The sequence below is a fragment of the Actinopolymorpha sp. B17G11 genome (genome assembly GCF_040196095.1).
In the GTDB taxonomy this organism is placed as follows: domain Bacteria; phylum Actinomycetota; class Actinomycetes; order Propionibacteriales; family Actinopolymorphaceae; genus Thermasporomyces.
The window spans coordinates 100,206-123,302 of sequence record NZ_JBEFTW010000023.1; the positions used below are offsets into that span (position 1 = coordinate 100,206).

Genomic DNA, 23,097 nt, shown 5'->3' on the forward strand with positions numbered 1-23,097 from the left:
AGGAGCGATCTCGTCTGCAGTGGCCTCAGTTGCCCAGCACCGGGCACACCGAGGGCTCCATCACCGAAGTGCCGAGACACGTGGTGACGGAGCCCAGGGTGAGCCGACTACTCGGCCTTGCTCGTGTCGACCAGCCAGAACCGGAAGGTGTAGAGCGGGTCGAACGTGTCCTCGACACCGGTGACACCGTCACGGACAGCGGCGATCATGCTGTCCTGCCAGAGCGGGATCACCGGTGCGTCCTCGGCGGCGATGGTCTGCAGTTCCTTGAACAGCGCCTCGCGTTCGGTCTGGTCGGCGGTGGACTTCTCCTGTGTCAGCAGGTCGTCCACCTTCGGGTTGGAGTAGCCGTAGCCGTCGCCGATGAAGTTCTCCGTGGCGTAGAACGGCGAGAGGTAGTTGTCGGTGTCAGGGAAGTCCGGGTACCAGCCCAGCTGCCAGCCGTCGTAGGCGCCGGCGGCGTAGTCGGTCTTGTACTGCTCCCAGGCCGCCGACTTCAGCGAGATCTCGAACAGTCCGCCGGCTTCGAGCTGTCGCTCGATCTCGGAGAACATGTCCGCCGATGCCTCGCCGTAGTGGTCCGGGCTGTACCACAGCGTCGCCTTGACCGGAGTCGTCGCACCGGCGTCCTCGAGCAGGCTCTTGGCCTTGGCGGCATCGGGCTCCTCGCCGAACGAGGTCTTGAAAGCCTCGTCGTGTCCGGGCAGCCCTTCGGGGACCATCGTGTAGAGCGGGGTCACCGTGTCGTTGTAGACCTGCGTGGCGATGGTCTGCCGGTCGAGCAGCGCCGCTGCCGCCTGGCGTACTTCCTTCTTGGCGAACGGGCCCTTCTTGGTGTTGAAGGTGAGGTACTGGATTCCGGTCCCGTCGCCCTTCACGACACTGACGCCCTTGTCGGCGCCGTTGGTCTCCAGGTCCTTCAGCAGGGTCGGGGCGAGTGACCGGTAGGCCACCTGCACCTCATTACTCTCGACCGCGCTCTTGAGGCTCGCTTCGTCCTTGTAGATCTGGACGAGGACCTTGCCGTTGGCAAGTTTCTTGTCGCCGGAGTAGTTCTCGTTGGGTTCGAGGACGATCTGCTGCGAGGGGTCGAACTTCGTGACCTTGTAGACCCCCGAGCCGATGATGGTGTCGTTGCCCATCTCCTGCAGCTTGTCGCCGGGGTACTTCTCGTCCGGCACGATCGACGCGGCGCCTGTGGTCAGCCGGAACGGCCAGGTGGAGTCGGCGAACTTGAGGTGGAACACCACGGTCTGCGGGTCCTTGACCTCGGTCGAGTCGAGCTGGTCGGCGAAGATGCTCGACGGGCCGTTGGGATCGGCGATCTTCAGCATCCGGTCGAAGGTGAACTTCACGTCCTCGGCGGTCAGCTTGCTGCCATCGGAGAAGGTGAGGTCCTTCTTCAGCGTGCAGGTGTAGGTCTTCGGATCACTGAAGTCGCACTTCTGCGCCGCGTCCGGCTCTGGTGTCGTCCCGCCCGGAGGAATGGACAGGAGGGTTTGAGCGGTGTTGTAGAGGATTTCCCAACCGGGGTTGTCGTACGAACCCGCCGGGTCGACCGTGCCGAAGGCATCGGTTGTCCCAAACACCAAGGGGGCTTTGTCTTCGGCCGACTCGCTGCCTGAATCGGTGCCCCCGTCGTCGCCACCACCACACGCGGCAAGGGCGAGTAGCAGGGTGCTGCCCGCCGCCAGCGCCTTGACCCTACGGCTGGTGCTTGGTCGCATATTCCACCTCAGTCGTGAACGCCAGAAGTTTCATGATCACAGGGCCGGGTTGCGGTCCGCCCCGCACGATAGCTGTACGTGGCCGGGACCGGAATGTCCGGAGCGTGCGGGCAGAGTCGCAATTGGGCAACGAATCGCGGCGGACCGCTGCCGAGGGCCGCCATCCTGCGCAATGGCTCCGCAGCGCAGTCGTGTAGTCGCTGACCGCTATCGGTTGGTGCTGAGGGCTCGGACGACCAGCTCCACCAGCTGCCGCACTCTGGACTGCCTGACGTCCGCCGCGGCGGACTCCCGCTCGATGCCGGTCACGGCGTCGAGGAGGATGACCGCCACGTCATGTGCGGTGATCCCGACCGCGTCGAAGTCGAGCTCCTCGGTCGCCGTGGCGAGCAGGTCCTCCACGATCGCGACTAACCGCAGGTGGAACGACGCCATGAGGTCGCCGGCCACGCTCGCGGTCTCCGCCAGCAGCTCACGGTGGGCCTCGTTGTCCCCGCCGAGCTGGCCGACCAGGTCGAGCCGCACCATGAGGATGGCTGACAACCGCTCGCCCACCGGGGCGGCCGACCTGCGGGCGCGCTCGGCACCGGTGAGGGCGGAATCGAGCAGGCGTACGCCCATCGCCCGGAAGACCTCCTCCTTGCCGGTGAAGTACTGGTACAACGCAGGACGGGACATCCGTGCCGTCCGGGCGATCGTGTCCATGGAGGTACGCCGGTAGCCGTAACGGGCGAAGCAGCGGAGAGCGGAGTCGAGGATCTGCTCCCGTCGGACGGTGGCGACAGAGCCGTGGGGCGCGGACACAGCTGACAATCGTGGCACAAAGTGTCAGGTTGTTGCATCAGGGCTCAGGTGTTGAAGTAGTTGGCCTCAGGGTGGTGGACGACGATCGCGTCGGTCGACTGCTCGGGATCGAGTTGGAACTCCTCCGACAAGCTGACGCCGATCCGCTCCGGCCCGAGCAGGTCGACGATCTTCGCCCGGTCCTCCAGATCCGGACACGCGCCGTAGCCAAGGGAGAAGCGCGCCCCCCGATAGCCGAGCTTGTGGATCATCTCCTGCACGTCGTCGCGCTTGTCCTCCTCGGCGTAGCCGAGCTCGCTCCGGATCCGCGCGTGCCAGTACTCCGCCAGGGCCTCGGCGAGCTGCACGGACAGCCCATGCAACTCGAGGTACTCGCGGTAGTGGTTGGCCTCGAACAGCTTCGCCGTCTCCTCGCTGATCCGCGAGCCGATGGTCACCACGGTGAAGCCGACGACGTCCCGCTCTCCCGACTCCTCCGGGCGGAAGTAGTCCGCCAGGCACAGGTGCCGGTCCCTGCGCTGCCGCGGAAAGGTGAACCGGCAACGCTCGGACCCGTCGTCGTCGAAGACCACGAGGTCGTCGCCCTTGCTCGCGCAGGGGTAGTAGCCGTAGACGACCGCCGCCTCGAGCAGGTTGTCGGTCTGGACGCGGTCCAGCAGGGCGCGCATCCGGGGACGACCTTCGGTCTCCACCAGTTCGTCGTAGGACAGGCCATCCTTTCCACGGCCGGGCTTGAGGCCCCACTGGCCGAGGAAGAGGGCACGTTCGTCGATCATCGAGGCGTAGTCGGCGAGCGGGATGCCCTTCACCACCCGGTCACCCCAGAACGGCGGAACCGGCACCGGGTTGCTCACCGAGACATCGGAGCGGGCCGGCATCTCCTCTGGCGGCGTCTCCTTCAACTGCCCGCTCCTGACGCGTCGCTGCCGAAGGGCCGGGAGAGCCGCGCCGGGGACGCCACGCTTGACGCCCATCACGGCGTCCATGAGTCGCAGCCCTTCGAAGGCGTCACGGGCATAGCGGACCTCACCGTCGTACATCCCGGCGAGATCCTCCTCGACGTAGGCCCGGGTCAGCGCGGCACCACCCAGCAGCACCGGCCAGTCGTCACCCCTACCTCGGGTGTTGATCTCCTGGAGGTTCTCCTTCATGATCACCGTGCTCTTCACGAGCAGGCCGGACATCCCGATCGCGTCCGCGCGGTGTTCCTCCGCGGCGTCGAGGATGTGGTTGATCGGCTGCTTGATACCGAGGTTGACCACGGTGTAGCCGTTGTTGGTGAGGATGATGTCGACAAGGTTCTTGCCGATGTCGTGGACATCACCCTTGACGGTGGCGAGCACGATCGTGCCCTTGCCTTCGTCGTCGGTCTTCTCCATGTGGGGTTCGAGAAACGCGACAGCTGCCTTCATGACCTCGGCCGACTGGAGGACGAACGGGAGCTGCATCTCGCCTTTGCCGAACAGCTCGCCGACGACCTTCATGCCGGCGAGCAACTCGTCGTTGACGATCTCCAGGGCGGCGCGACCACTGTCAAGGGCGGCTTGCAGGTCGTCTTCGAGGCCGTTCGCCTCACCGTCGATGATGCGCCGCTGCAGCCGTTCGCCGAGCGGCAGGGAGGCGAGTTCCTCGGCCCGGCTCGCCTTGGCGTCCGACGCCTTCACGCCGGAGAAGAGCTCCAGCAGCCTCTGCAGTGGGTCGTAACCCTCGGAGCGCTTGTCGTAGACGAGGTCGAGAGCGACCTGACGTTGCTCTTCAGGGATCCGGGAGATGGGAAGGATCTTGCTCGCGTGCACGATCGCGGAGTCGAGCCCGGCCTTCACACACTCGTGCAGGAATACCGAGTTGAGCACCTGGCGAGCCGCGGCGTTGAGTCCGAACGAGATGTTGGACAGGCCGAGCACGGTCTGCACGTCAGGGTGCGCATCCTTCAGCCGACGGATCGCCTCGATGGTCTCGATGCCGTCCTTGCGACTGTCCTCCTGCCCGGTGGCCAGGGTGAACGTCAGGCAGTCGACGAGGATGTCGCTCTCGGCCATCCCCCACTTCTGCGTGAGTGTCTGGATCAGCCGCTCGGCGATGGCGAGCTTCGTGTCCGCCGTGCGGGCCTGTCCCTCCTCGTCGATCGTCAGGGCCACGACGGCGGCACCGTGCTCCCGCACCAGCGGCATGACCTGCGCGAACCGGCTCTCCGGGCCCTCACCGTCTTCGAAGTTGACCGAGTTGATCGCGCAGCGGCCGCCGAACATTTCCAGGCCGGCCTCGATCACCGGCGGCTCCGTGGAGTCGAGCATGATCGGCAGGGTCGACGCCGTGGCGAGCCGCGCTCCCGCCTGGCGCATGTCGGCCACGCCGTCGCGTCCCACGTAGTCGACGCAGAGGTCGAGCACGTGGGAACCGTCGCGGATCTGTGCCCGTGCGATGTCGACACAGTCGTCCCAGCGGCCGTCGATCATCGCCTCGCGAAACGCCTTGCTGCCGTTGGCGTTCGTACGTTCACCGATCGCGAGGTAGGACGTGTCCTGGCTGAACGGCACGTGCTGGTAGAGGCTCGACATGCCCGGCTCGGACCGTGGTTCGCGAGACGTCACCGCTCTCCCCCGGACCCGCTCGACGAGCTGGCGGATGTGCTCCGGCGTCGTACCGCAGCAGCCGCCCACGAGGGCCAGTCCGTAGTCCGTCGTGAACTGTTCGTGGGCGTCGGCGAGTTCGGGCGCCGTCAGCGGGTACGTCGCACCGTCGGCGGTGAGCTCGGGTAGTCCGGCGTTGGGCATGCAGGACAAGGGAGTCCGGGCGTGCTGGGCGAGGTAGCGCAGGTGCTCGCTCATCTCCGCCGGCCCGGTCGCACAGTTGAGGCCGATCACGTCGATGCCCAGCGGTTCCAACGCGGTCAGGGCCGCGCCGATCTCGGACCCGAGGAGCATGGCGCCGGTCGTCTCGACGGTCACCGAGACGATGATCGGCACGTCTACCGCTTCGTCGGCACGAGCGGAGGCCGCCGCGATGGCCCGCTTCGCCCCGAGGATCGCCGCCTTGGCCTGCAGGAGGTCCTGGCACGTCTCCACGATCAACGCGTCGGCACCGCCGTCGATCAGGCCGGCGGCGTTCTGCTGGTAGGCGTCACGCAGCGTGGCGAACGCCACATGCCCCAGGCTCGGGAGCTTGGTGCCGGGCCCGAGCGAGCCGAGCACCCACCGGGGGTGCTCCGGCGTCGCGTGTGCGTCCGCTGACTCCCGGGCCAGCCGGGCGCCGGCCTGGGAAAGTTCGTACGTACGGTGCGGGATGTCGTATTCGTTCAGAGCGGCGAAGTTGGCACCGAACGTGTTGGTCTCCACACAGTCAGCACCTGCGGAGAAGTACGCGTCATGGACGGATCGGACGATGTCGGGTCGGGTGACGTTTAGGATCTCGTTGCAGCCCTCGAGCCCTTCGAAGTCGTCCAGGGTGGGCTCATGGGCCTGCAACATCGTGCCCATCGCGCCATCCGCCACAAGGACGCGTTCTGCGAGCGCCTGGCGGAAAGGGCGGATACTGCGGGCGGTGCCGGTCACCAGGAAGCTCCTCGGGGTGCGGGGACGAAAATCTTCAGCGTACCCAGCGGGTCCACCTTCTGGACCGCTCTCTTGCGGTCCGAGACGAGTGTCCAGTTCCGGGTACGGCAGGTTGCGGCCGGCGGCACAGGGCGTACACGTAGGCTTGCGGAGGTGGCACGCGGTCGAGCGGGCGAGGGCGCCCGGCGCGGAGGAGGACGATCTACGTGACCGAGCTCGAAGGCTCGCTCCAGCTGCAGGATCCTGTCTTGCTCGCCGCCTTCGAGGGATGGAACGACGCCGCCGACGCCGCGAGTGCCACCCTCGACCATCTCGCGAGGGTGTGGAAGGCACGGACCATCGCCACGCTCGACGCCGACGACTACTACGACTTCCAGGTCAACCGGCCGACGGTCCACCTCGACAACGGCGTACGCACCATCACCTGGCCGACCACGCGGGTACTCGTGGCCACGCCGCCTGACGCGCCGCGTGACCTGGTTCTCGTCCGCGGTATCGAGCCGAACATGCGGTGGCGGCAGTTCTGCGACGAGATCCTGGCAGTCGCAGACACGGTGGGGGTCGAGATGTGTGTCCTCCTCGGCGCTCTGCTGGCGGACAGCCCGCACACCCGCCCCATTCCGGTCACCGCCAGCGCCACCGATCCCGAGTTGGCCGACGCGCTTGGGCTCACGATCTCGAAGTACGAGGGTCCGACCGGCGTCCTTGGCGTCCTCCAGGACGGTTGCCTGCGTGCGTCCATGCCGGCGGTGTCGTTCTGGGCGGCGGTACCGCACTATGTCGCACAGCCACCGTGCCCCAAGGCGACGCTTGCCCTCCTGCGCAAGGTGGAGGACCTCCTCGACGTGGCGGTGCCCCTCGGTGACCTGCCCGAAGATGCCCGGGCGTGGGAACGCGGAGTCGACGACCTCGCCCGTGATGACACCGAGGTGTCGGAGTACGTCCGCTCGTTGGAGCAGGCCCGCGACGCCGCCGACCTGCCGGAGGCCACCGGCGAGGCGATCGCCAAGGAGTTCGAACGCTACCTACGCCGCCGCCCCGAACGCGGCGCGGAGTAGACCCGGGTCCACGGCGCAGGCCTGATCCACAGCCCTCTACGCGCACCACCCCAGGTACGCCCGTCCCGCCGGCTCGCGAGCCTCGGGTCAGAGCCGCACGCCCAGAAGGGCATCCACAGCGTCCCGGACGAGATCCGGCGCCCCGGTGTCAGGGCCGGCGTCGGCCAGGGTGGCGTCGGCCCACGCGTCGACCACGGCGAGAGCGGCCGGCGCGTCAAGGTCGGCCGCCAACGCCTCGCGGAGCGCATCCACCACCTTGCCGGCGTCGGCGCCGCTCGCCCGATCCACCGCGGTCCGCCACCGGTCGAGGCGTTGCTCGGCCGCGCTGAGTCCTTCGGGAGTCCACTCCCAGTCGTCGCGGTAGTGGTGGGACAGAACGGTGAGCCGGATCGCCATCGGGTCGACGCCTTCGGCCCGCAGCCGCGACGAGAACACGAGGTTTCCCTTGGACTTCGACATCTTCTCGCCGCCGAGCCCGACCATGCCCTGGTAGGCGTACACCTGGGCGAAGGGCACACGGCCCGTGAGCACCTGGGCCTCAGAGGCGCACATCTCATGGTGCGGGAAGATCAGGTCGGAGCCACCGCCCTGGACGTCGAAGCCCGTCCCCAGGTGCTCCAGCGCGATGGCCGCGCATTCGACGTGCCAGCCCGGGCGCCCGCGGCCCAGACCGGAGTCCCACGCCGGTTCGCCCGGGCGTTCGTGGCGCCAGAGCAGACAGTCGAGAGGATCACGCTTGCCGGGCCGATCCGGATCGCCACCCCGCTCGGCCGAGAGCGTACGCATCTCCTCGCGCGAAAGGTGCGACACCTGACCGAACCTCGGGTCGGTGCCCACCTCGAAGTAGAGGTCTCCGTCCACGTCGTAGGCCACTCCACTGTCCCGCAGCCGTTCGACGGTGGCCGCCACGAGAGGGATCGACTCCACCGCGCCGACGAACTCCGCCGGCGGGATCACCCGGAGTGCCGTCAGGTCCTCGCGGAACAGGTCCGTCTGCCGACCGGCCAGGTCCCGCCAGTCCTCGCCGGTCTGTTCCGCACGTTCGAGCAGGGGATCGTCGATGTCGGTGACGTTCTGGACGTATCTGACCGTAAGGCCCGCGTCGCGCCACGCCCGCCCCAGCAGGTCGAACGCGATGTAGGTGGCGGTGTGACCGACGTGGGTGGAGTCGTACGGCGTGATGCCGCAGACGTACATCCGCGCTCGGTCGCCGCTGGCGCTGATCCGCCGCTCACCGCTCCCCTGGTCGTGGAGGAGCGGAATCTGACCCGCTCCAGGTAGTCGACGCACCTCCGGCGCGGCCCAGGCCTTCATGAGATCCGAGCCTAGCGGTCGCTGCCAAGTCGGCTCAGAACACCGGCCACGGGACGGACGGCCACCCGTCGCCGGGCTGGGGCAGGCGACCCTGCCGGTGCAGCCGGGCCAGCCGGGCCCGAAGGGCGGCGATCTCGTGGACCTCCAGGAGCTCTGACAGGGAGCGACCCACCTGCCCGTCGAGTTCGCAGCCGAGGCGTTCGAGAACGTCGAGATCGGCCTGAGGCAGCGGCTCGCCCGCCCACCCCCACAGCACCGTCCGCAGCTTGTCGTCCTCGTGGAAACACAGACCGTGGTCGATTCCGAACACGTGCCCGTCCTCGGCCAGCAGGACGTGCCCGCCCTTGCGGTCGGCGTTGTTGACGATCGTGTCGACGATCGCGATCCGCCGGAGTTGGTCGTGGTCGGCGTGGATGAGGAGTACCTCGTCGCCGTCGCCGTCGTACGCCTCCAGCACCGTCCTCCAGCCGTCGGGGACCGCTCCGCGGGGGACGATGTCGACCACGCCATGGTCAGGGTCGTGCTCGATCCACAGCTGGCACATGCCCTCGCCGAACGGCCCGTCCCGCAGCACGGTGGGTGGCACGAGGTCCCAGCCGGAGGCGGCCGAGAAGAGGTAGGTCGCCACCTCGCGGCGCGCCAGGCTGCCGTGGGCGAAATCCCAGAGGGGACGCTCACCACGGACCGGTTTGTAGACCCCCGCGACCGTGACGCCGTCAAGGCTGATCGAGCAGTAGAACGTCGCATTGGATGCCGACACCAGCCGACCCTCGACCTCGATCCGGCCACGACGAAGCAACTGGAGGGTGTCGGTGCTCTCTGGCAGGAGGTCCACGTCGGTCAGTCCGGATCCGGTCCGCGTTTCAGGCCGAACGCCGGAAACCGTTGAGCCGCGGGCACAGATGGCCCTCGGGGTCGAGCGGGTTGCCGCAGAACGGGCACGGCGGCCGGCCCTGCGACACCACGGCCATCGCCCGCTGGACGAAGGCCCGAGCCTGCGCACCGGTGATGCGTACGACAAGGGTCTCGGGGCCTTCGGCCTCCGGCTCCTCGTCGACCGGGGGTGGCGGGTCGGCCTCCTCCTCGGTCACTTCGTACGCCTCGATGATGACGCGTTCCTGCTCGCTGTCCCAGGCCAGACGCAGGGTGCCGACCCGGAACTCCTCGACGATCGGTTGCTCCAACGGCTCGTCATCAGACAGCTCCTGCGGGGCGACCGCCGGGATGACGGCGCTGCCACCGGTGAGGCGCAGGACCTCGTCCAGCATCGCGTCGACGCGCTCGGCGAGGACAGTGACCTGTTCCTTCTCCACCGCGACGGTGGTGAGGAGGTCCTCCGAACGCGCCTGCAGGAAGAAGGTCCGTTGGCCGGGCTGTCCGACGGTGCCGGCGACGAACCGATGAGGAGCGTCGTGAAGGTGAACGACACGGGCCATACCTAGAAACCCTACGCGGTTCGTGTGTCGACCGTGTTCAGGGTCTACGCAGTCGAGTCAGCGGCCACGCCGTTGCCCGAAATCGCAGGCGTCCGCCCGTCAGCCGTCGCCACTTCCCGCGCCACCACCGACGGCCGCGTCGCTGTCGCCCGCCCCCCGTCGGGAGCGACGCCGGCGACGACGCGGAGGCACCAGTGCGGCAAGGTCACTTCCGGTGTCGTTGACGCGGACGACGAAGGTCTGGAGTGGCGCATAACGTACGACGCTGACCGAACAGGGATCGATCACGATCCGCTGGAACTGGTCGAGATGGACACCCAACGCATCGGCGACGATCGCCTTGATCACGTCGCCGTGGCTCACCGCCACCCAGATGGCGTCGGGGCCGTGCTCGGCTTCGATCCGGGCGTCCCATTCCCGCACCGCGGACACCGCGCGGTCGGCCATCGAACGCAGCGATTCGCCCCCCTCGCCCGGGAACGTCACACCACTCGGGTGCTGCTGGACGACCTTCCACAGCGGGTCCTTCGCCAACTTCTTCAGCGGCTGCCCCTGCCAGTCGCCGTAGCGGACCTCGCCCAGGCGCTCGTCGACGACCGCCTCCGGGCGCCCGTCCAGCGCGGTCACGGCTTCGGCGGTCTGTTGGCAGCGATCGAGTGGGCTCGTGACGAGTCCCCTCACCGGGATCGTCCCGAACCGGCCGCCGAGATTCTCAGCCTGCTTGCGTCCGACGTCGTCGAGGCCGACGCCGGCGGTCCAGCCGGCGAGGACACCGTCGGCGTTGGCTTGGGTGCGTCCGTGCCGGACGAGGAACAACGTGGCCATGACTCCCGAGCCTACGAGGTCGCTGCGCCGATCAGCCGTACGGCATGAGGACGCCGAACGCCAGCAGGGTGAGCACCCCGGCGCCGAGCAGCGCGCGGTAGACCACGAACGGCCGGAAGTCGTGGGTGGAGATGTAGCGCATGAGGAACGCGATCACGAAGTAGCCGACCGCGAAGCTGACCACGGTCGCCAGGATCGTCGGACCCCACGCCGGCGCCGTCTCGCCGCCGATGTCGAGGACCTCGAGGAACCCGGAGGCGAAGACCGCGGGGATCGCGAGCAGGAAGGAGTATTTCAGCGCGGCCTCCCGGGTGAAGCCCATGAGCAGCCCGGCCGTGATCGTGCCGCCGGACCGGGAGACGCCGGGGATCAGCGCCAGAGCCTGTGCGCACCCGAAGAGAAGGGCCTGCGGGAACGTCAGCCGGGTCAGCGGCTTGCGGTTGGCGGCCTTGGCGTCGACGATCCCGAGGATGAGGCCGAACGCGATCAGCGTGATCCCGACGTAGACCAGGGACCGCAACGCCGTCTCGATGGTGTCCTGGAACAGATAGCCCATGATCCCGATCGGCAGCGTGCCGACGATGATGTACCACCCCATCCGGGCGTCGGGGTGCCGTCGCAGCGCCGGCTGGAACAGCGCCACGGTCCAGGTGCGGATGATCGCCCAGATCTCCCGGCGGAAGTAGACGACGACGGCGGTCTCCGTGCCGAGCTGGATCACCGCCGTGAACGCCGCACCTGGGTCGCCCCAACCGGGCACCAACGCGCCGGCGATCCGAAGGTGCGCGCTCGACGAGATCGGCAGGAACTCAGTCAGCCCCTGCAGGAGCCCGAAGACCAGGGCGCCCAGCCAGCCGACCGTGTGGACCTGTTCCACGCTCTTACTCCCCCACGCCGGACGCCACCAGGGCGCCGGCCATCGTCTGCAGTGTGGTGATCCGCTGCTCGACGGTCGCGCCGAACGGCAGGACGGACAGTGTGCTCACACCTGCCTCGGCGTAGCGGCGGAGGCGCGCCGCGATCCGCTCGGCGGGACCCAGGAGTGAGGTGTCGTCGACGAAGTCGAGCGGTACCGCGGCCGCCGCGTCGCGATGCTGGCGGGCGAGGTACAGGTCTTGTACCCGGGCCGCCTCCTTTTCGTAACCCATGCGTACGGCCAGGGCGTTGTAGAAGTTCTTGTCACGGCTTCCCATGCCGCCGAGGTAGAGCGCGGCGTAGTGGCGCACCGGGTCCGCGCACGCTGCCACGTCGTCGCCGACGACGGCTGGTACGCAGGCCGCGACGTCGAACTGCTCGGTGTCGTCGCGCCCGCCCCGGGTCCGGCCCGTACGAATGTGGGCCAACGACTCCGGAAGGTGGTCCGGTGCGACGAAAACGCCCAGCCACCCGTCGGCGATCTCCCCGGCGAGCGCCAGATTGGCAGGGCCCACGGCCGCGAGGTAGAGCGGGATACGGTCACGCACCGGCCGGACCGACAGGCGCAGCGCCTTCCCCGGACCATCCGGCAGTGGCAGGGTGAAGTACTCGCCGGTCCGGTCGAGCCGCTCCCGGTCAAGGACCGTCCGGACGACCTCGACGTACTCCCGCGTGCGGTGGAGGGGCTTTCCGAACCGGACGCCGTACCACCCTTCGGAGACCTGCGGACCCGAGACGCCCAGCCCCAGCCGGAACCTGCCGTGGGACAGCGCGTCGAGGGTCACGGCCGTCATCGCGGTCATCGCCGGAGTGCGGGCCGGGATCTGGAAGACCGCGGAGCCGACGTCCATCCGCGCCGTGCGCGCCGCCACGGTGGCGAGGATCGTCGCCGCGTCGAAGCCGTAGGCCTCGGCCGCCCAGCAGACGGCGTAGCCGAGCCGGTCCGCCTCCTCCGCGAGTGCCAGGTTGGCCGTCAGGTCAGCCGTGTCCCAGGCGCTGAGGGTCAGTCCCAGACGCACGAAGGGTCCCTCCTTGTCCGGTTGGACGTACGCAGGATCCTGCTCTCCGCGTGCTGCATGATCCTGGCGAGCGGCACGGTCCGGCGAGCCTACTTGTCACGGCGAGGGGCCGCGCCGGCAGTGCGGGTCGACTAATGTCCCATACGCACTGCCGCCGGAACGGTCCCGCCGGCTCGGGGCGGCTGGCGTGTCGGGGACTGATTGGGGATCGTCGATGGAGCAGCGGTACCTCGGGCGGACCGGCCTCAGGGTCTCCCGGCTCGCGCTCGGCACCATGACCTGGGGTCGCGACACCGACCGGCACGAGGCCCGCGACCAGCTGACGGCGTTCGTCGAGGCCGGCGGGACACTCGTCGACACGGCGGCCACCTACGCCGACGGCGACAGTGAACGGGTGCTCGGCAGCCTGATCGGTGACCTGGTCCAGCGCGAGGAGCTGGTCCTGGCGACGAAGGCGGGTGTCTCCCAGCACACCGGCCAGCGGCTCGTCGACGCCTCCAGGCGTACCCTCCTCGACGAGCTCGACGGCTCGCTGCGGCGGCTCGAGGTCGACACCATCGACCTGTGGCAGGTCCACGCGTGGAGCGAGGCCGTTCCGCTCGAGGAGACACTTGCCGCGCTGGACTTCGCGGTCTCCAGCGGGCGGGTCCGCTACGTCGGGGTGTCCAACTACACCGGGTGGCAGACCGGTGTCGCCGCGAGCCACCAGACCTCCTGGCCGGGGCGCTCACCGTTGGCATCGACCCAGGTGGAGTACTCCCTGCTCCAGCGGGGCATCGAACGCGAGGTCCTGCCCGCCGCGCGGGCGCTCGGCCTCGGCGTCCTCCCCTGGTCACCGCTCGGCAGGGGGGTGCTGACCGGGAAGTACCGCACCGGGACGCCCGCGGACTCCCGGGCCGCGTCCCCGCACTTCGAACGTTTCGTCGGCGTCTACCTCGACAAGCGCGGGCACCGCGTCGTCGACGCGGTGTGCCGGGCGGCCGACGGGCTCGGACTGGCGCCGCTCGAGGTGGCTCTGGCGTGGGTCAGGGACCGGCCTGGCGTCACCGCTCCCGTGGTCGGCGCACGGACGGCCGCCCAGCTGCGGGGCTCGTTGACCGTGGAGGACGTCGAACTCCCCACGGAGATCGTCGCCGCGTTGGACGACGTGTCGGAGATACCGCTCGGCTATCCCGAACGGACGATGTCCGAGCGGTGAACCTTCCCGCACCGGTGGCCGCAGACTGCTGCCACCCGGCTGTGCCGGTGTCGGTCCGCCACATGTCCGAATCGCGTGCCACCATGGAGCGATGGCGGAGTACGAAACGCATCAGCTGAAGCTGCCGCGCACGCTCTCCCGACGAGTGGTGCGGCAGTTGCTTGTTGAACGCGCGGAGTACGGCGGCTGGGAGCTGGCACGGGTGCGGGTCTATCCCGACGGCCGGCGCACCGTCACCCTCCGGCGCCGGATCATCAGGGTCCACAAGACACTGCCCACGGGGGCGACCGCAGTCGCCTGACCCGTGGCGCGTCCGGCCGCTGCGCCTGTCCGGCCGCCGGTCGGAGACAGGCTCAGGCGAGGTCGAGGAACCGGTCGAGGACGCGCGCGCCGAACTCCAGCGACTCGGTGGGGACGCGTTCGTCCACGCCGTGGAACATACCGACGAAGTCGAGATCCGGCGGCAGCCGTAGCGGCGCGAAACCGAAGCAGCGGATGCCGAGCCGGTCCCACGCCTTGGCATCCGTACCGCCCGACATGAGGTAGGGCACCGCGCGTGCCGCCGGGTCCTCCGCCGCGAGCGAGGTCTTCATCGCCTCGACCAGGGCGCCCGCGAACTCTGTCTCCGGCGCACTGTCGAAGTTGATCATCTCCCGGGTGACGTGGTCGCCGATCAGCTCGTCGATGGTGTTGAGGAACTCCTCCTGCGCCCCGGGTACGAACCTCCCGTCGACGGTCGCCGTGGCCTCTCCGGGTATGACGTTGGCCTTGTACCCGGCGTCGAGCATCGTCGGGTTGGCCGTGTTCCGGAGCGTCGCGCCGATCATCCGCGCGACGGTGCCGAGCCGCGACAGCGCCGCCTCGACGTCGTCGGTGTCGGGGTCGAGGTCGATCCCGAGCGCGTCCGAGATCTCACTCAGAAACGCCCGCGCGCTCGGTGTGATCCGGGTCGGGAACTCGTGGCGACCGATCCGGGCGACCGCCTCGGCGAGTTCGGTCACGGCGTTGTGGTCGTTACGCATCGACCCGTGCCCGGCCGTGCCCCTGGCCCGCAGGCGCATCCAGGCCATGCCCTTCTCGGCCGTCTGGATCAGGTAGAGACGAAGATCGTCGCGCACCGTCAGGGAGAAGCCGCCGACCTCGCCGATCGCCTCGGTACATCCGTCGAGGAGATGCGGGTGGTGTTCGACCAGCCAGTGGGCGCCTTTGTGGCCGCCGGCCTCCTCGTCTGCCGTGAACGCCAGGACGATCGGCCGACGCGGTGGCCGGTTGGTACCCGCCCTCGCCCGCAGTACAGACAGGACCATCGCGTCGAAGTCCTTCATGTCGACCGCGCCCCGGCCCCACAGGCAGCCGTCGCGGATCTCCCCCGCGAACGGGTCCACGCTCCAGTCCGCCGCCATCGCCGGCACCACGTCGAGGTGGCCGTGCACCAGCAGCGGCGACGCGGTGGGGTCGGCACCCTCCCAGCGGGCGACCAGAGTGGTACGGCCCGGCTCGGATTCGTACAACTCGGGCTCCAGGCCGGCCTCGGCGACCTTGGCCGCGACGTACTCGGCGGCCTTGCGCTCGCCCGGCCCATCGTCGTTGCCGAAGTTCGTGGTGTCGATGCGGATCAGGTCGCGGCAGAGTTGCACGACCTCGGCATCGGGGCCGGGTCCGCGGCCGAGGTTCTTGCCGGACGGGGTTACTGTCGGCTCGTCGGTCATACGTCACATCCTGCCGCGTACGGCTGGCGACATCGCCGGTTGGGCCCGGTGACTTCGCTCCCAGCCGCGGAGCGATGGCAGGGCCTCCTGTCGTGCGGTGCCTTCCGGACAGTTTGCTACAGTGAGCGCCGCGCACCGCGGCAGGTGGGTGCGACCTTGTCCGGGTGGCGGAATTTGGTAGACGCGCTAGCTTGAGGTGCTAGTGCCCGCAAGGGTATGGGGGTTCGAGTCCCCCCTCGGACACGACCATCACGCTACTAGGTGCCGGTTGGGCTTCCGCCAGCACGGTTTGTTTCGCGTAGGACGTTGATCATGCCGGCGAGCACATCGACGATGTTTTGATCTCGCTCGGGCTCATCCGTTGCCGCTGCTCGCTGTGCCGTGCTGCCTGGCTAAGCCCAGCTTCGGTGGCGCCGCGCTGAGCTTGGATCTCGCGGGTCCAGGCGGCTATCACGGCCGGGTCTGCACCGGCTTCCGGGGCGGCGCGGTGGCGAGCAGGTGGAGGTTTCTGCCGAGCCCCCTGCCTGCGGGCTGCGACATTAAGGACCAGCCGCAGCAGGGCGCGGGCAATCAGGGGCATCGACCACGGGTGCATCAGTGGACCGTCGTGGGCTAGACGGTCGGGCTGGGCTGTCGCGGTCCGGTGCGGTACCGCTTCGACCCGCGCAGAACCGGTCAGTGCCACCGTGCTCACGCGCTACCTCAGTTCCCGCTGGGTGAGCTTCGCCGCAGGATCGGTGATGAGTCCGGGACGCCGGTGTCGTGGAGGTTGAAGCCGTGCGGCCAAGCCGACGCCGTGTTCAGGGAGATCAGGCAGAGCTCCTCGACATACACGGTGCCGTCCTCGGCGAATAGATCGACTCGGCGGCCGCCCGGATTCGGGAATATCTGATCGGTGATGACGGACTCTCCGATGCCGCCGAAGACTTCGACCGAAGCCACGTCGACCAGGAGCCGGAAGGTCACCCTGCCGTCGTGCAGAGTGAGTGGTGCTCGGTGCACTCCGGGGAACTCGGGGTGGAGGTCGGTCTGCCCGGACAGGGTCCGGTCGACGTAGAGTGATCCATCCGAGGCGTCGTATCCGACTTCGGTCTCCTCACCCTCCACGCCCCGGAGCCGGATGCCGAATCTTTTGGCGGTGCCGGGGGTGAAGCTGGCGCAGATATCCAGATGCTCCCCGTCGTGGTGCTCTTGAAGCTCGTGTTCACCACCGTTGAGCTCCAGGTGGCCGTAGTGGGAGAAATCGGCTCGGAGGGTCTCGAGTGCGGGTGCTGGCTGTTGCACCAGCCGTAGCCGGCCGGCGACCCGCGCCAACCGATGGACACGGGGAAAGGACATGGCCCCGCGGAAGCCCTTGGTCGGCGTTACTGCCGCGTAGGCCCAATTGCTCATCCAGCCGATCAGGACGCGCTCACCATCTGGCGTGTCGCCGAACGAAACAGCCGCGTAGTAGTCGGCACCGAAATCCAGCCACATCGCCGCCGCGACGCCGTCCGCGCCGTCACCCACGACGAGGCTTTCCTTCCCGAGACCAAAGGTCGTGCCATCGAAGTCACCGACGAAATACTGCACGCCGGATCCTCCTGCCACGCCGCCGTCACCGACACTCACCACCAGCACCCACGCGGTCTCGTCCTCCTCACCCTCAACGGGGAGTGGGAACAGGTCAGGACACTCCCAGACACCTGCAGTGGCTCCTGCCGGCCCGAAGTCACTGAGATGACGCCAGTTCAGGAGGTCGTCCGATGCGTAGAACTGCGCGATTCGCTGGTCCGCCTGCGCGACCACCATCACCCAGTAGCCACCGGGCCCGTACCAAGACACCTTGGGATCGCGGAAGGCTGGCGATCGCACGTCGAGCACGGGGTTCCCGGCGTACCTGCTCCAGCTGCGACCGCGATCGTGGCTGACCGCGAGTGCCTGAGCCTGCCGCCCGGAGGCGGGATCGTGGGCGGTGTAGATGGCCACCATGGCAGGCGCGCCGTCCACACCGAAGCCGCTGGTGTTCCGGTGATCGACGACCACGCTGCCGGAGAACACGTGCTCGCTGTCGGTGCACGGGATCGCGACCGGCAGCTCGACCCAGCTGACCAGGTCCGGGCTCACCGCATGCCCCCATGACATGTTGCCCCAGTCGGTCCCGTCCGGGTTGTACTGGTAGAAGAGGTGGTACTCCCCGTCGAACCAGACAAGGCCGTTGGGGTCGTTCAGCCAGTTGCGTGCTGGGCTGTAGTGGAAGCCGGGCCGATATCGCTCGAGGCTCAACGAGGGTCTCCTGCGGTGGTCTGGGTGCGACGTCATTGCGATGCTTCTCATCCCTTCACGCCCCGGAGGCGATGCTGGCCTTCAGGGCGCGCTGGAGGGCGAGGAGGAGTGCCAGGACGGGGACGGTGCACAGTGAGTTTCACGCGGTCAGGACAGTCAGGATGCCCACTGTCGCGATGGCGGACCGGACCGCGGCATCACCACGCGCCGGTGGGTGCCGGTCACCGGAACGACCCCACAGTCACACCTTCCACGAGATACTTCTGAGTGAACAGGAACACCGCGACGCTCGGGAGCAGCGCGAGAACGATGCCTGCGAGGACAATCGAGACGCTGCCCGTGCCGAAGTTGCCCTGTAACGTGACCAGGCCGAGCGGCAATGTGAAGTTGGACGAGTCCTGAAGGAAGATCAGCGGCCGGAAGAACTCGTTCCAGTACGCCGAGAAGTTCAAGACTGCCAAGGTCGCCATAGGGGCCAGAGCGAGCCGGGCGTAGATCTGTAGGAACACCCGGAATTGCCCGGCGCCGTCCACCCGCGCTGCCTCGCCCAGCTCGCGCGGCATCTGCAGGAAGTACTGGCGCATGAGAAACGTGCCGAAGGCCCCGCCGATCACGGGCAGCACCAGGGCTGCCCGTGAGTCGACCAGGCCCAGCCTGCTGATGATGATGTAGACGGGGATGATCGTGGTCTGGGCGGGCACCATGAGCGTGGCCAGGACCATCGCGAAGAGCGCGTTCCTTCCCCGGAACCTCACCATGGCGAACGCATATCCGCTCATCGTCGATGTGATGAGTTGGAGCACCACGATCAGGCCGGTCACGACAATGCTGTTGATGAAGAACGTCAGCAGCGGGACCGCCTCGAACACCGCGGAGTAGTTCGACCACACTGGATCCGTCGGCAGCCACGCCGGGGGCTGGTCGTAGGAGGTCGCCGGCGTGCGCAGCGAGGTGCTGATCGCCCAGATGATCGGGACGGCAACGAGCACGGCCGAGACGACAAGGACGAGCACACCGAGGATCCGGCCGGCGGAGCGCGCGGCAACGCGGGCACGCAGCCCGGACTCGATCCGGGTTCTAGAGGTCAACACAGTGCTGGTCATGAGTAGAACACCCACTTCCGCCCGGCCACGAACTGCAGCCAGGTGAGGATCATGAGTAGGACGAAGAGCACGACGGAGATCGCCGAGCCGTAGCCGAACTGCAGATTCTGAAACGCGGCCTGGTAGATGATGATCACTGTCGTCCTGGTCGCGTCGCCCGGCCCTCCCTTGGTCATGACCCACGGCTGGTCGAACAGCTGCAAGGCGTTGATCAGCCCGATTACGGCCGCAAAGAAGACGGTCGGGCTGATCAGGGGCAGCTTCACCGCGAAGAAGGTGCGAATCGGCCCCGCGCCGTCGATGGCCACGGCCTCGAGGACGTCCTTCGGCATCGTGGAGAGCGCGGCGATGAAGAGGATGAAGACGAAACCGAGTTGCTGCCAGACCGCGACCATGATGACGGTCGCTGTCGCGCCGGCTTCGGATCCCAGCCACGAGACACCGCTCAGCCCGACAAGGCCCAGGTAGTAGTTGACGACGCCGAACTTGTCGTTGAACAGGTAGGTGAACACAATCGAGATCGACGCCGCCGACACCAGCAGGGGCAGGAAGAAGGCGGTGCGGAACAGGCCCCTCAGGAACGTGGAGCGGAACCGCTGGACGAGCAGGGCGAGGCTGAGGCCGATGACCACCTGTGTCGCCACGATGATCGTCGCGAGCTTGATCGTCACCCAAAACGAGCGGAGGACGGCCTGATCGTGGAGGAGCCGGTCGTAGTTCTCCAGACCGACGAACGTCGGTGGCGAGATCGCGTCCCAGCTCATCAGGGACAGCAGCACCGACGCGACGATCGGCGCCAGGGTGAAGATGATGATCACGGCGAGTGCCGCCGCGATCATCGCGTACCCGAAGAGGGTCTCGCGCCCCTGGAGCTGCGGCCGGCCCGCCCACGGGCTCGGGTCTCTGCGGGCGGGCGGAGCCGGCGCCGGCGCTTCGGTGGTTGGGGTCGTCATGTCACTGAACCGCGGCCGCGGCGCCCTCGAGGTCGCGCTGCAGGTCGTCCAGGGCCGACTTGACGTTGCCCGAGGCAAGGGCCTGTGTCGTCCGGGAAACCAGGGCCGTGGCCATCTCGTTGTAGTACGGAGGGGCCGGGATCGGCGCCGTGTCGGGCAGGTCGGTCAGCGTGTCGTAGAAGACCGGCCAGTGCTTGGGCCCGGTAGTCGCATAGCGGTCGGCCGTCATCATCGACTTGCGTGCCGGGGTGGTGGAGTTGCCCGCGGTGAGGATGTTGATGCCGTCGACGCTCGCCATCGACTTCATCAGCTCCCAAGCGAGGTCCTTGTTCTTCGACGAGCGCAACATGCCGTATCCGCCGGTGCCGAACAGGTGGCGCTGGGTCTTCCACTTGGGGAAGAGTTGGACGTCGAAGTCATCGATGCCCATGCCCGCGTTGTGCAGGCCCCCGGCCCAGAAGCCGCCACCGATCGACATGCCGATCTTGTCGTTGGTGAACAGCCCCTGGAGCGTGCCGCCACCGCCGGCATCGGGCTGGGGCGCCAGCCCTTCGCGCTTGAGCTGGAGCATGTACTCGAGGGACTCCACGACGGCGTCGCTGTTGGCGGTAGGGGCGCCCCACTGCCAGCCGCCGCTACGCCCCTGGGCCGCGGGGTCATTGGCGTAGAACGTGTCCCAGAGCCAGTCGCCGCCGCTGTACTTGCCCTCGGTCAGCAGGTTGCCGCCGTTGGCGTACATAAAGGAGGTCCAGCTGCCCCAGAGGCGGACGACCCAGTTGAAGGCAACCGCGCCCGGAGCGGCGGTTGAAATCTTCTTCGCGATGCCATGGAAGTCGTCCATGGTCCAGTCCGCTGCCGGGTAGTCGACGCCCGCCCGCTTCAGCAACGACGTGTTGAGGTACATGTTGCCGCAGTTGAAATCGGTCGGAAGCTCGTAGAGGCTTCCCTCGTACATCATCGCCTCGACAAGACTGGGGTGCACGTCGCTGAAGTAGGACTGGAGCTCACCCTTGTCGCGTTTGACGTACTCGTCGAGCGGCTCGGCCAGGTTCTTCGAGGCGAAGAGCTGGACTCCCTCGGTGGCCACGCTGACGATGTCCGGCGGGTTGCCGGCTGCGATCTGGGCCAGAAGCTTTGTGAAGAACTCGTTCCAGTCGGTGCCGGTCGTGCCGACGAACTTCACCGTCACGCCAGGGTTGGCCTTCCGGAACGGGTTCGCTGCCTTGCTGAGGCCGGCGGCCGACTTGGGGTCGCCGAAATAGGCGACAGTGAGCATCTTCGAGTCCTTACCCGAGCTCAGGCCGCAGCTCGTGAGAGCCGCCGTCGCCCCGAGGCCGAGAGCCCCTGCGAGAACATTGCGACGCGTGGGGCTCAAGCACGCAGAAGAATCCATGACAACTCCTTGGGACCGCGGTGGGGAGGTTCGTATCTTTGAGGCCAGCAAGAAAAGAGAGCGATGTGTGGCAATGAGCTCGAGCGATAGCGTGGCAAACTCTCTCGAGGGTGTTCTCGTTGATCTCGCCGTTGCCAGCTCAGCACCCGCGAGACAGTCGTCTTGCTGACAGCGGCACGCGTGGCCACGTCAGCGATGGGTGAACCTTCATGCACCTCCCTCCACGCTGCACGTGTTGCGCAGGGCGCCGCCGGTTGCGGCCATCACGGTCCAGGCATTGCCGGAACCGCTTGCCGGAGCCGGTTTCGAACCTAGTTCCGGCACGTACTAATTCGGGTTAGCAGCTGAAGCTAGCCGGTCCCTGATTCTCCCGTCAAGAAGTTGTTAGGAGGGAGTGTCCGCTGAACGCACGGAGTCGGCGTGGTCGGCCCGGCTCGGGCCCGAGCGCCCGCCGGCCGGGGCCGCCGTGGAGTCGCGCATCAGGAGCGGGCAGTGCACCAGGGTGCGGCCGGTCTGAACAACAGGCCCACCAGCTGCCAGCTGCTCGGCCGCCAGGCGGCCCATCGAGTCGTACGGCAGCAGCACGGTACTCAGGGCCGGGCGGATCTCCGCCGCGAGCTGGAACTGATCGTCGTAGCCCATCACCGACACGTCCTCGGGCACCCGGATGCCCGACTCCAACAGACCCAGAAGCGCGCCGACGGCCATGCGGTCGTTGCCGCACATGATCGCGGTCGGACGGGGGCCGCGCCGCAGCAGTTTCCGCACCAGCTCGTAGCCGGAATCGGCGTGGTAGTTGCCGGACAGCACGGTGTGCTCGCGCGGATTGAGGCCCGCGCCGCGCAGTGCTTCGCGAAACCCGCGCAGCCGGGCTTTGGTGGCCCACATGCTGGCGGTACCGGTGAGGTAGGCGATGTCCCGGTGCTCGAGGTCGAGTAGCGCCTGGGTGGCCTCCCGCCCGCCGCGCGCCTCGTCGGGCAGGATCGCCGGCGCAGGGTCGTGCGGGGCGAAGCAGTTCAGCAGGATGGTCGGAACCCGGCGGGCGGCGTCCGGGAGCACCACCGACCTGGTGCCACTCGCGGCGAAGATCAGGGCGTCGACCTGCCTGTCGAGCAGGTCGACGATCAGTTGTGCCGCCTGACGGTTCGAGCCGCCGGTGTTCACCAGGAGCAGCAGGTTCCCCTGGCGCATCGACACTTCGTGCGCTCCCTTGATCGCAGAGGCGGCGAACACACCGAAGTCGACGTCGTGACTGACGAAGCCGATGGTCGCACTGCGTCCCTGGCGCAGCCCTTGCGCGGCCCTGTTGGGGCGGTAGTTGAGTTCGGCGACCGCTTGCAAGACCCGTTGTCGGGTCTCGTCGCTGATCGTCTGCCCGGCTGTCTGGTTGAGCACGAAAGAGACGGTCGCGGGCGAGACGCCGGCCAGCCGTGCGACATCGACCCGGCGCGGTCTACCCGCCTTCGGTCGGTGACGTTCTCCGATTGACACGCCGCAAGAGTACGAGACCCCGCCCCCAGCGCAGTTGGCAACCTGAGCGATGGTCACTCTCGGCGTCGTTGTCGGTGGGCGTAACCGAGGAGGACTCTCGGGGGGCGTCTAATGTCGCGGATCCGCTGCGTCACGGCGGCTTCTTCGCTGGTGCGCTGACCTGGTGAGGGAAGTCGCGGCCCAGGCTCAGGTAGCCTACTCGCTAGTATGGCGTGGCGTTAATGATTGGACGGTTGTTCCTGGGAGGATGCTGGTATGGCTCATCCTCCTGCTGCGGCGTTGGTGTTGCATGACGGTGATCGGGACGTTCTTGGTTCGTGGGTGCGATCGCATTCG

At 67.9% G+C, this 23,097-nt stretch carries 19 protein-coding genes and 1 tRNA gene; 4 read left to right on the forward strand and 16 right to left on the reverse strand.

Annotated elements, in window-relative coordinates; genetic code table 11:
- Positions 1-107: 107 nt before the first annotated feature.
- The 3 genes from ABN028_RS22395 to metH form a co-directional block, all read right to left on the reverse strand.
- Complete coding sequence (locus tag ABN028_RS22395) at positions 108-1,727, reverse strand: ABC transporter substrate-binding protein (protein ID WP_349328529.1); 1,620 nt, start codon at positions 1,725-1,727, stop codon at positions 108-110.
- A 207-nt stretch (positions 1,728-1,934) separates the two neighbouring features.
- Complete coding sequence (locus ABN028_RS22400; RefSeq protein WP_349697978.1) at positions 1,935-2,531, reverse strand: TetR/AcrR family transcriptional regulator; 597 nt, start codon at positions 2,529-2,531, stop codon at positions 1,935-1,937.
- 44 nt (positions 2,532-2,575) lie between these two features.
- Positions 2,576-6,082 carry a methionine synthase gene (metH, locus tag ABN028_RS22405; RefSeq protein ID WP_349697979.1) on the reverse strand — a complete coding sequence of 1,169 codons (3,507 nt, stop codon included), beginning with the start codon at positions 6,080-6,082 and terminating at the stop codon, positions 2,576-2,578.
- Between the two features lie 206 nt (positions 6,083-6,288).
- On the opposite strand from metH, the gene ABN028_RS22410 reads away from it, so the two are divergent.
- A complete protein-coding gene (locus tag ABN028_RS22410; protein ID WP_349328526.1) occupies positions 6,289-7,140 on the forward strand; it encodes a PAC2 family protein in 852 nt (283 codons plus the stop codon).
- An 87-nt stretch (positions 7,141-7,227) separates the two neighbouring features.
- Here ABN028_RS22410 and mshC read toward each other — a convergent pair whose 3' ends face one another.
- From mshC to ABN028_RS22440, 6 genes are all read right to left on the reverse strand, one after another.
- Positions 7,228-8,454: a cysteine--1-D-myo-inosityl 2-amino-2-deoxy-alpha-D-glucopyranoside ligase gene (mshC, locus tag ABN028_RS22415; protein WP_349697980.1), complete on the reverse strand. Its 1,227-nt coding sequence runs from the start codon at positions 8,452-8,454 to the stop codon at positions 7,228-7,230.
- A 34-nt stretch (positions 8,455-8,488) separates the two neighbouring features.
- Positions 8,489-9,289: an SCO1664 family protein gene (locus ABN028_RS22420; RefSeq protein ID WP_349328524.1), complete on the reverse strand. Its 801-nt coding sequence runs from the start codon at positions 9,287-9,289 to the stop codon at positions 8,489-8,491.
- A gap of 28 nt (positions 9,290-9,317) precedes the next feature.
- Positions 9,318-9,890: a DUF3090 family protein gene (locus tag ABN028_RS22425; RefSeq protein WP_349328523.1), complete on the reverse strand. Its 573-nt coding sequence runs from the start codon at positions 9,888-9,890 to the stop codon at positions 9,318-9,320.
- 99 nt (positions 9,891-9,989) lie between these two features.
- Complete coding sequence (locus ABN028_RS22430) at positions 9,990-10,715, reverse strand: histidine phosphatase family protein (protein WP_349328522.1); 726 nt, start codon at positions 10,713-10,715, stop codon at positions 9,990-9,992.
- A gap of 31 nt (positions 10,716-10,746) precedes the next feature.
- Positions 10,747-11,592, reverse strand: coding sequence for an undecaprenyl-diphosphate phosphatase (locus ABN028_RS22435; protein WP_349328521.1), 846 nt, complete (start codon positions 11,590-11,592; stop codon positions 10,747-10,749).
- A gap of 4 nt (positions 11,593-11,596) precedes the next feature.
- Positions 11,597-12,649 carry an LLM class F420-dependent oxidoreductase gene (locus tag ABN028_RS22440; RefSeq protein WP_349697981.1) on the reverse strand — a complete coding sequence of 351 codons (1,053 nt, stop codon included), beginning with the start codon at positions 12,647-12,649 and terminating at the stop codon, positions 11,597-11,599.
- A gap of 214 nt (positions 12,650-12,863) precedes the next feature.
- On the opposite strand from ABN028_RS22440, the gene ABN028_RS22445 reads away from it, so the two are divergent.
- Positions 12,864-13,847: an aldo/keto reductase gene (locus tag ABN028_RS22445; protein ID WP_349328519.1), complete on the forward strand. Its 984-nt coding sequence runs from the start codon at positions 12,864-12,866 to the stop codon at positions 13,845-13,847.
- A 91-nt stretch (positions 13,848-13,938) separates the two neighbouring features.
- A complete protein-coding gene (locus tag ABN028_RS22450; RefSeq protein WP_349328518.1) occupies positions 13,939-14,148 on the forward strand; it encodes a DUF5703 family protein in 210 nt (69 codons plus the stop codon).
- A 52-nt stretch (positions 14,149-14,200) separates the two neighbouring features.
- On the opposite strand, the gene ABN028_RS22455 is transcribed toward ABN028_RS22450, so the two are convergent.
- Entirely contained in the window at positions 14,201-15,556 is a 1,356-nt protein-coding gene (locus ABN028_RS22455) for a M20/M25/M40 family metallo-hydrolase (protein WP_349697982.1), read from the reverse strand.
- A gap of 158 nt (positions 15,557-15,714) precedes the next feature.
- On the opposite strand from ABN028_RS22455, the gene ABN028_RS22460 reads away from it, so the two are divergent.
- Positions 15,715-15,799 (forward strand) — tRNA-Leu (locus tag ABN028_RS22460).
- 459 nt (positions 15,800-16,258) lie between these two features.
- Here the strand turns inward: ABN028_RS22460 and ABN028_RS22465 are convergent.
- From ABN028_RS22465 to ABN028_RS22485, 6 genes are all read right to left on the reverse strand, one after another.
- Positions 16,259-17,821, reverse strand: coding sequence for a glycoside hydrolase family 32 protein (locus tag ABN028_RS22465; protein WP_349697983.1), 1,563 nt, complete (start codon positions 17,819-17,821; stop codon positions 16,259-16,261).
- Between the two features lie 221 nt (positions 17,822-18,042).
- Positions 18,043-18,924: a carbohydrate ABC transporter permease gene (locus ABN028_RS22470; RefSeq protein WP_349697984.1), complete on the reverse strand. Its 882-nt coding sequence runs from the start codon at positions 18,922-18,924 to the stop codon at positions 18,043-18,045.
- Positions 18,921-19,877: a carbohydrate ABC transporter permease gene (locus tag ABN028_RS22475; protein WP_349328513.1), complete on the reverse strand. Its 957-nt coding sequence runs from the start codon at positions 19,875-19,877 to the stop codon at positions 18,921-18,923. Before ABN028_RS22475 ends, ABN028_RS22470 begins: the two co-directional genes overlap by 4 nt.
- Before the next feature lies 1 nt (position 19,878).
- A complete protein-coding gene (locus tag ABN028_RS22480; protein ID WP_349697985.1) occupies positions 19,879-21,153 on the reverse strand; it encodes an ABC transporter substrate-binding protein in 1,275 nt (424 codons plus the stop codon).
- Positions 21,154-21,248: 95 nt separating this feature from the next.
- Positions 21,249-21,485 (reverse strand): LacI family DNA-binding transcriptional regulator, encoded by a 237-nt coding sequence (locus ABN028_RS35450; protein WP_502879199.1) that lies wholly within the window; start codon positions 21,483-21,485, stop codon positions 21,249-21,251.
- A 169-nt stretch (positions 21,486-21,654) separates the two neighbouring features.
- The gene (locus tag ABN028_RS22485) at positions 21,655-22,818 is read right to left on the reverse strand and encodes a LacI family DNA-binding transcriptional regulator (RefSeq protein ID WP_349697986.1); all 1,164 of its coding nucleotides are present in this window, start codon (positions 22,816-22,818) and stop codon (positions 21,655-21,657) included.
- Between the last annotated feature and the right edge of the window lie 279 nt (positions 22,819-23,097).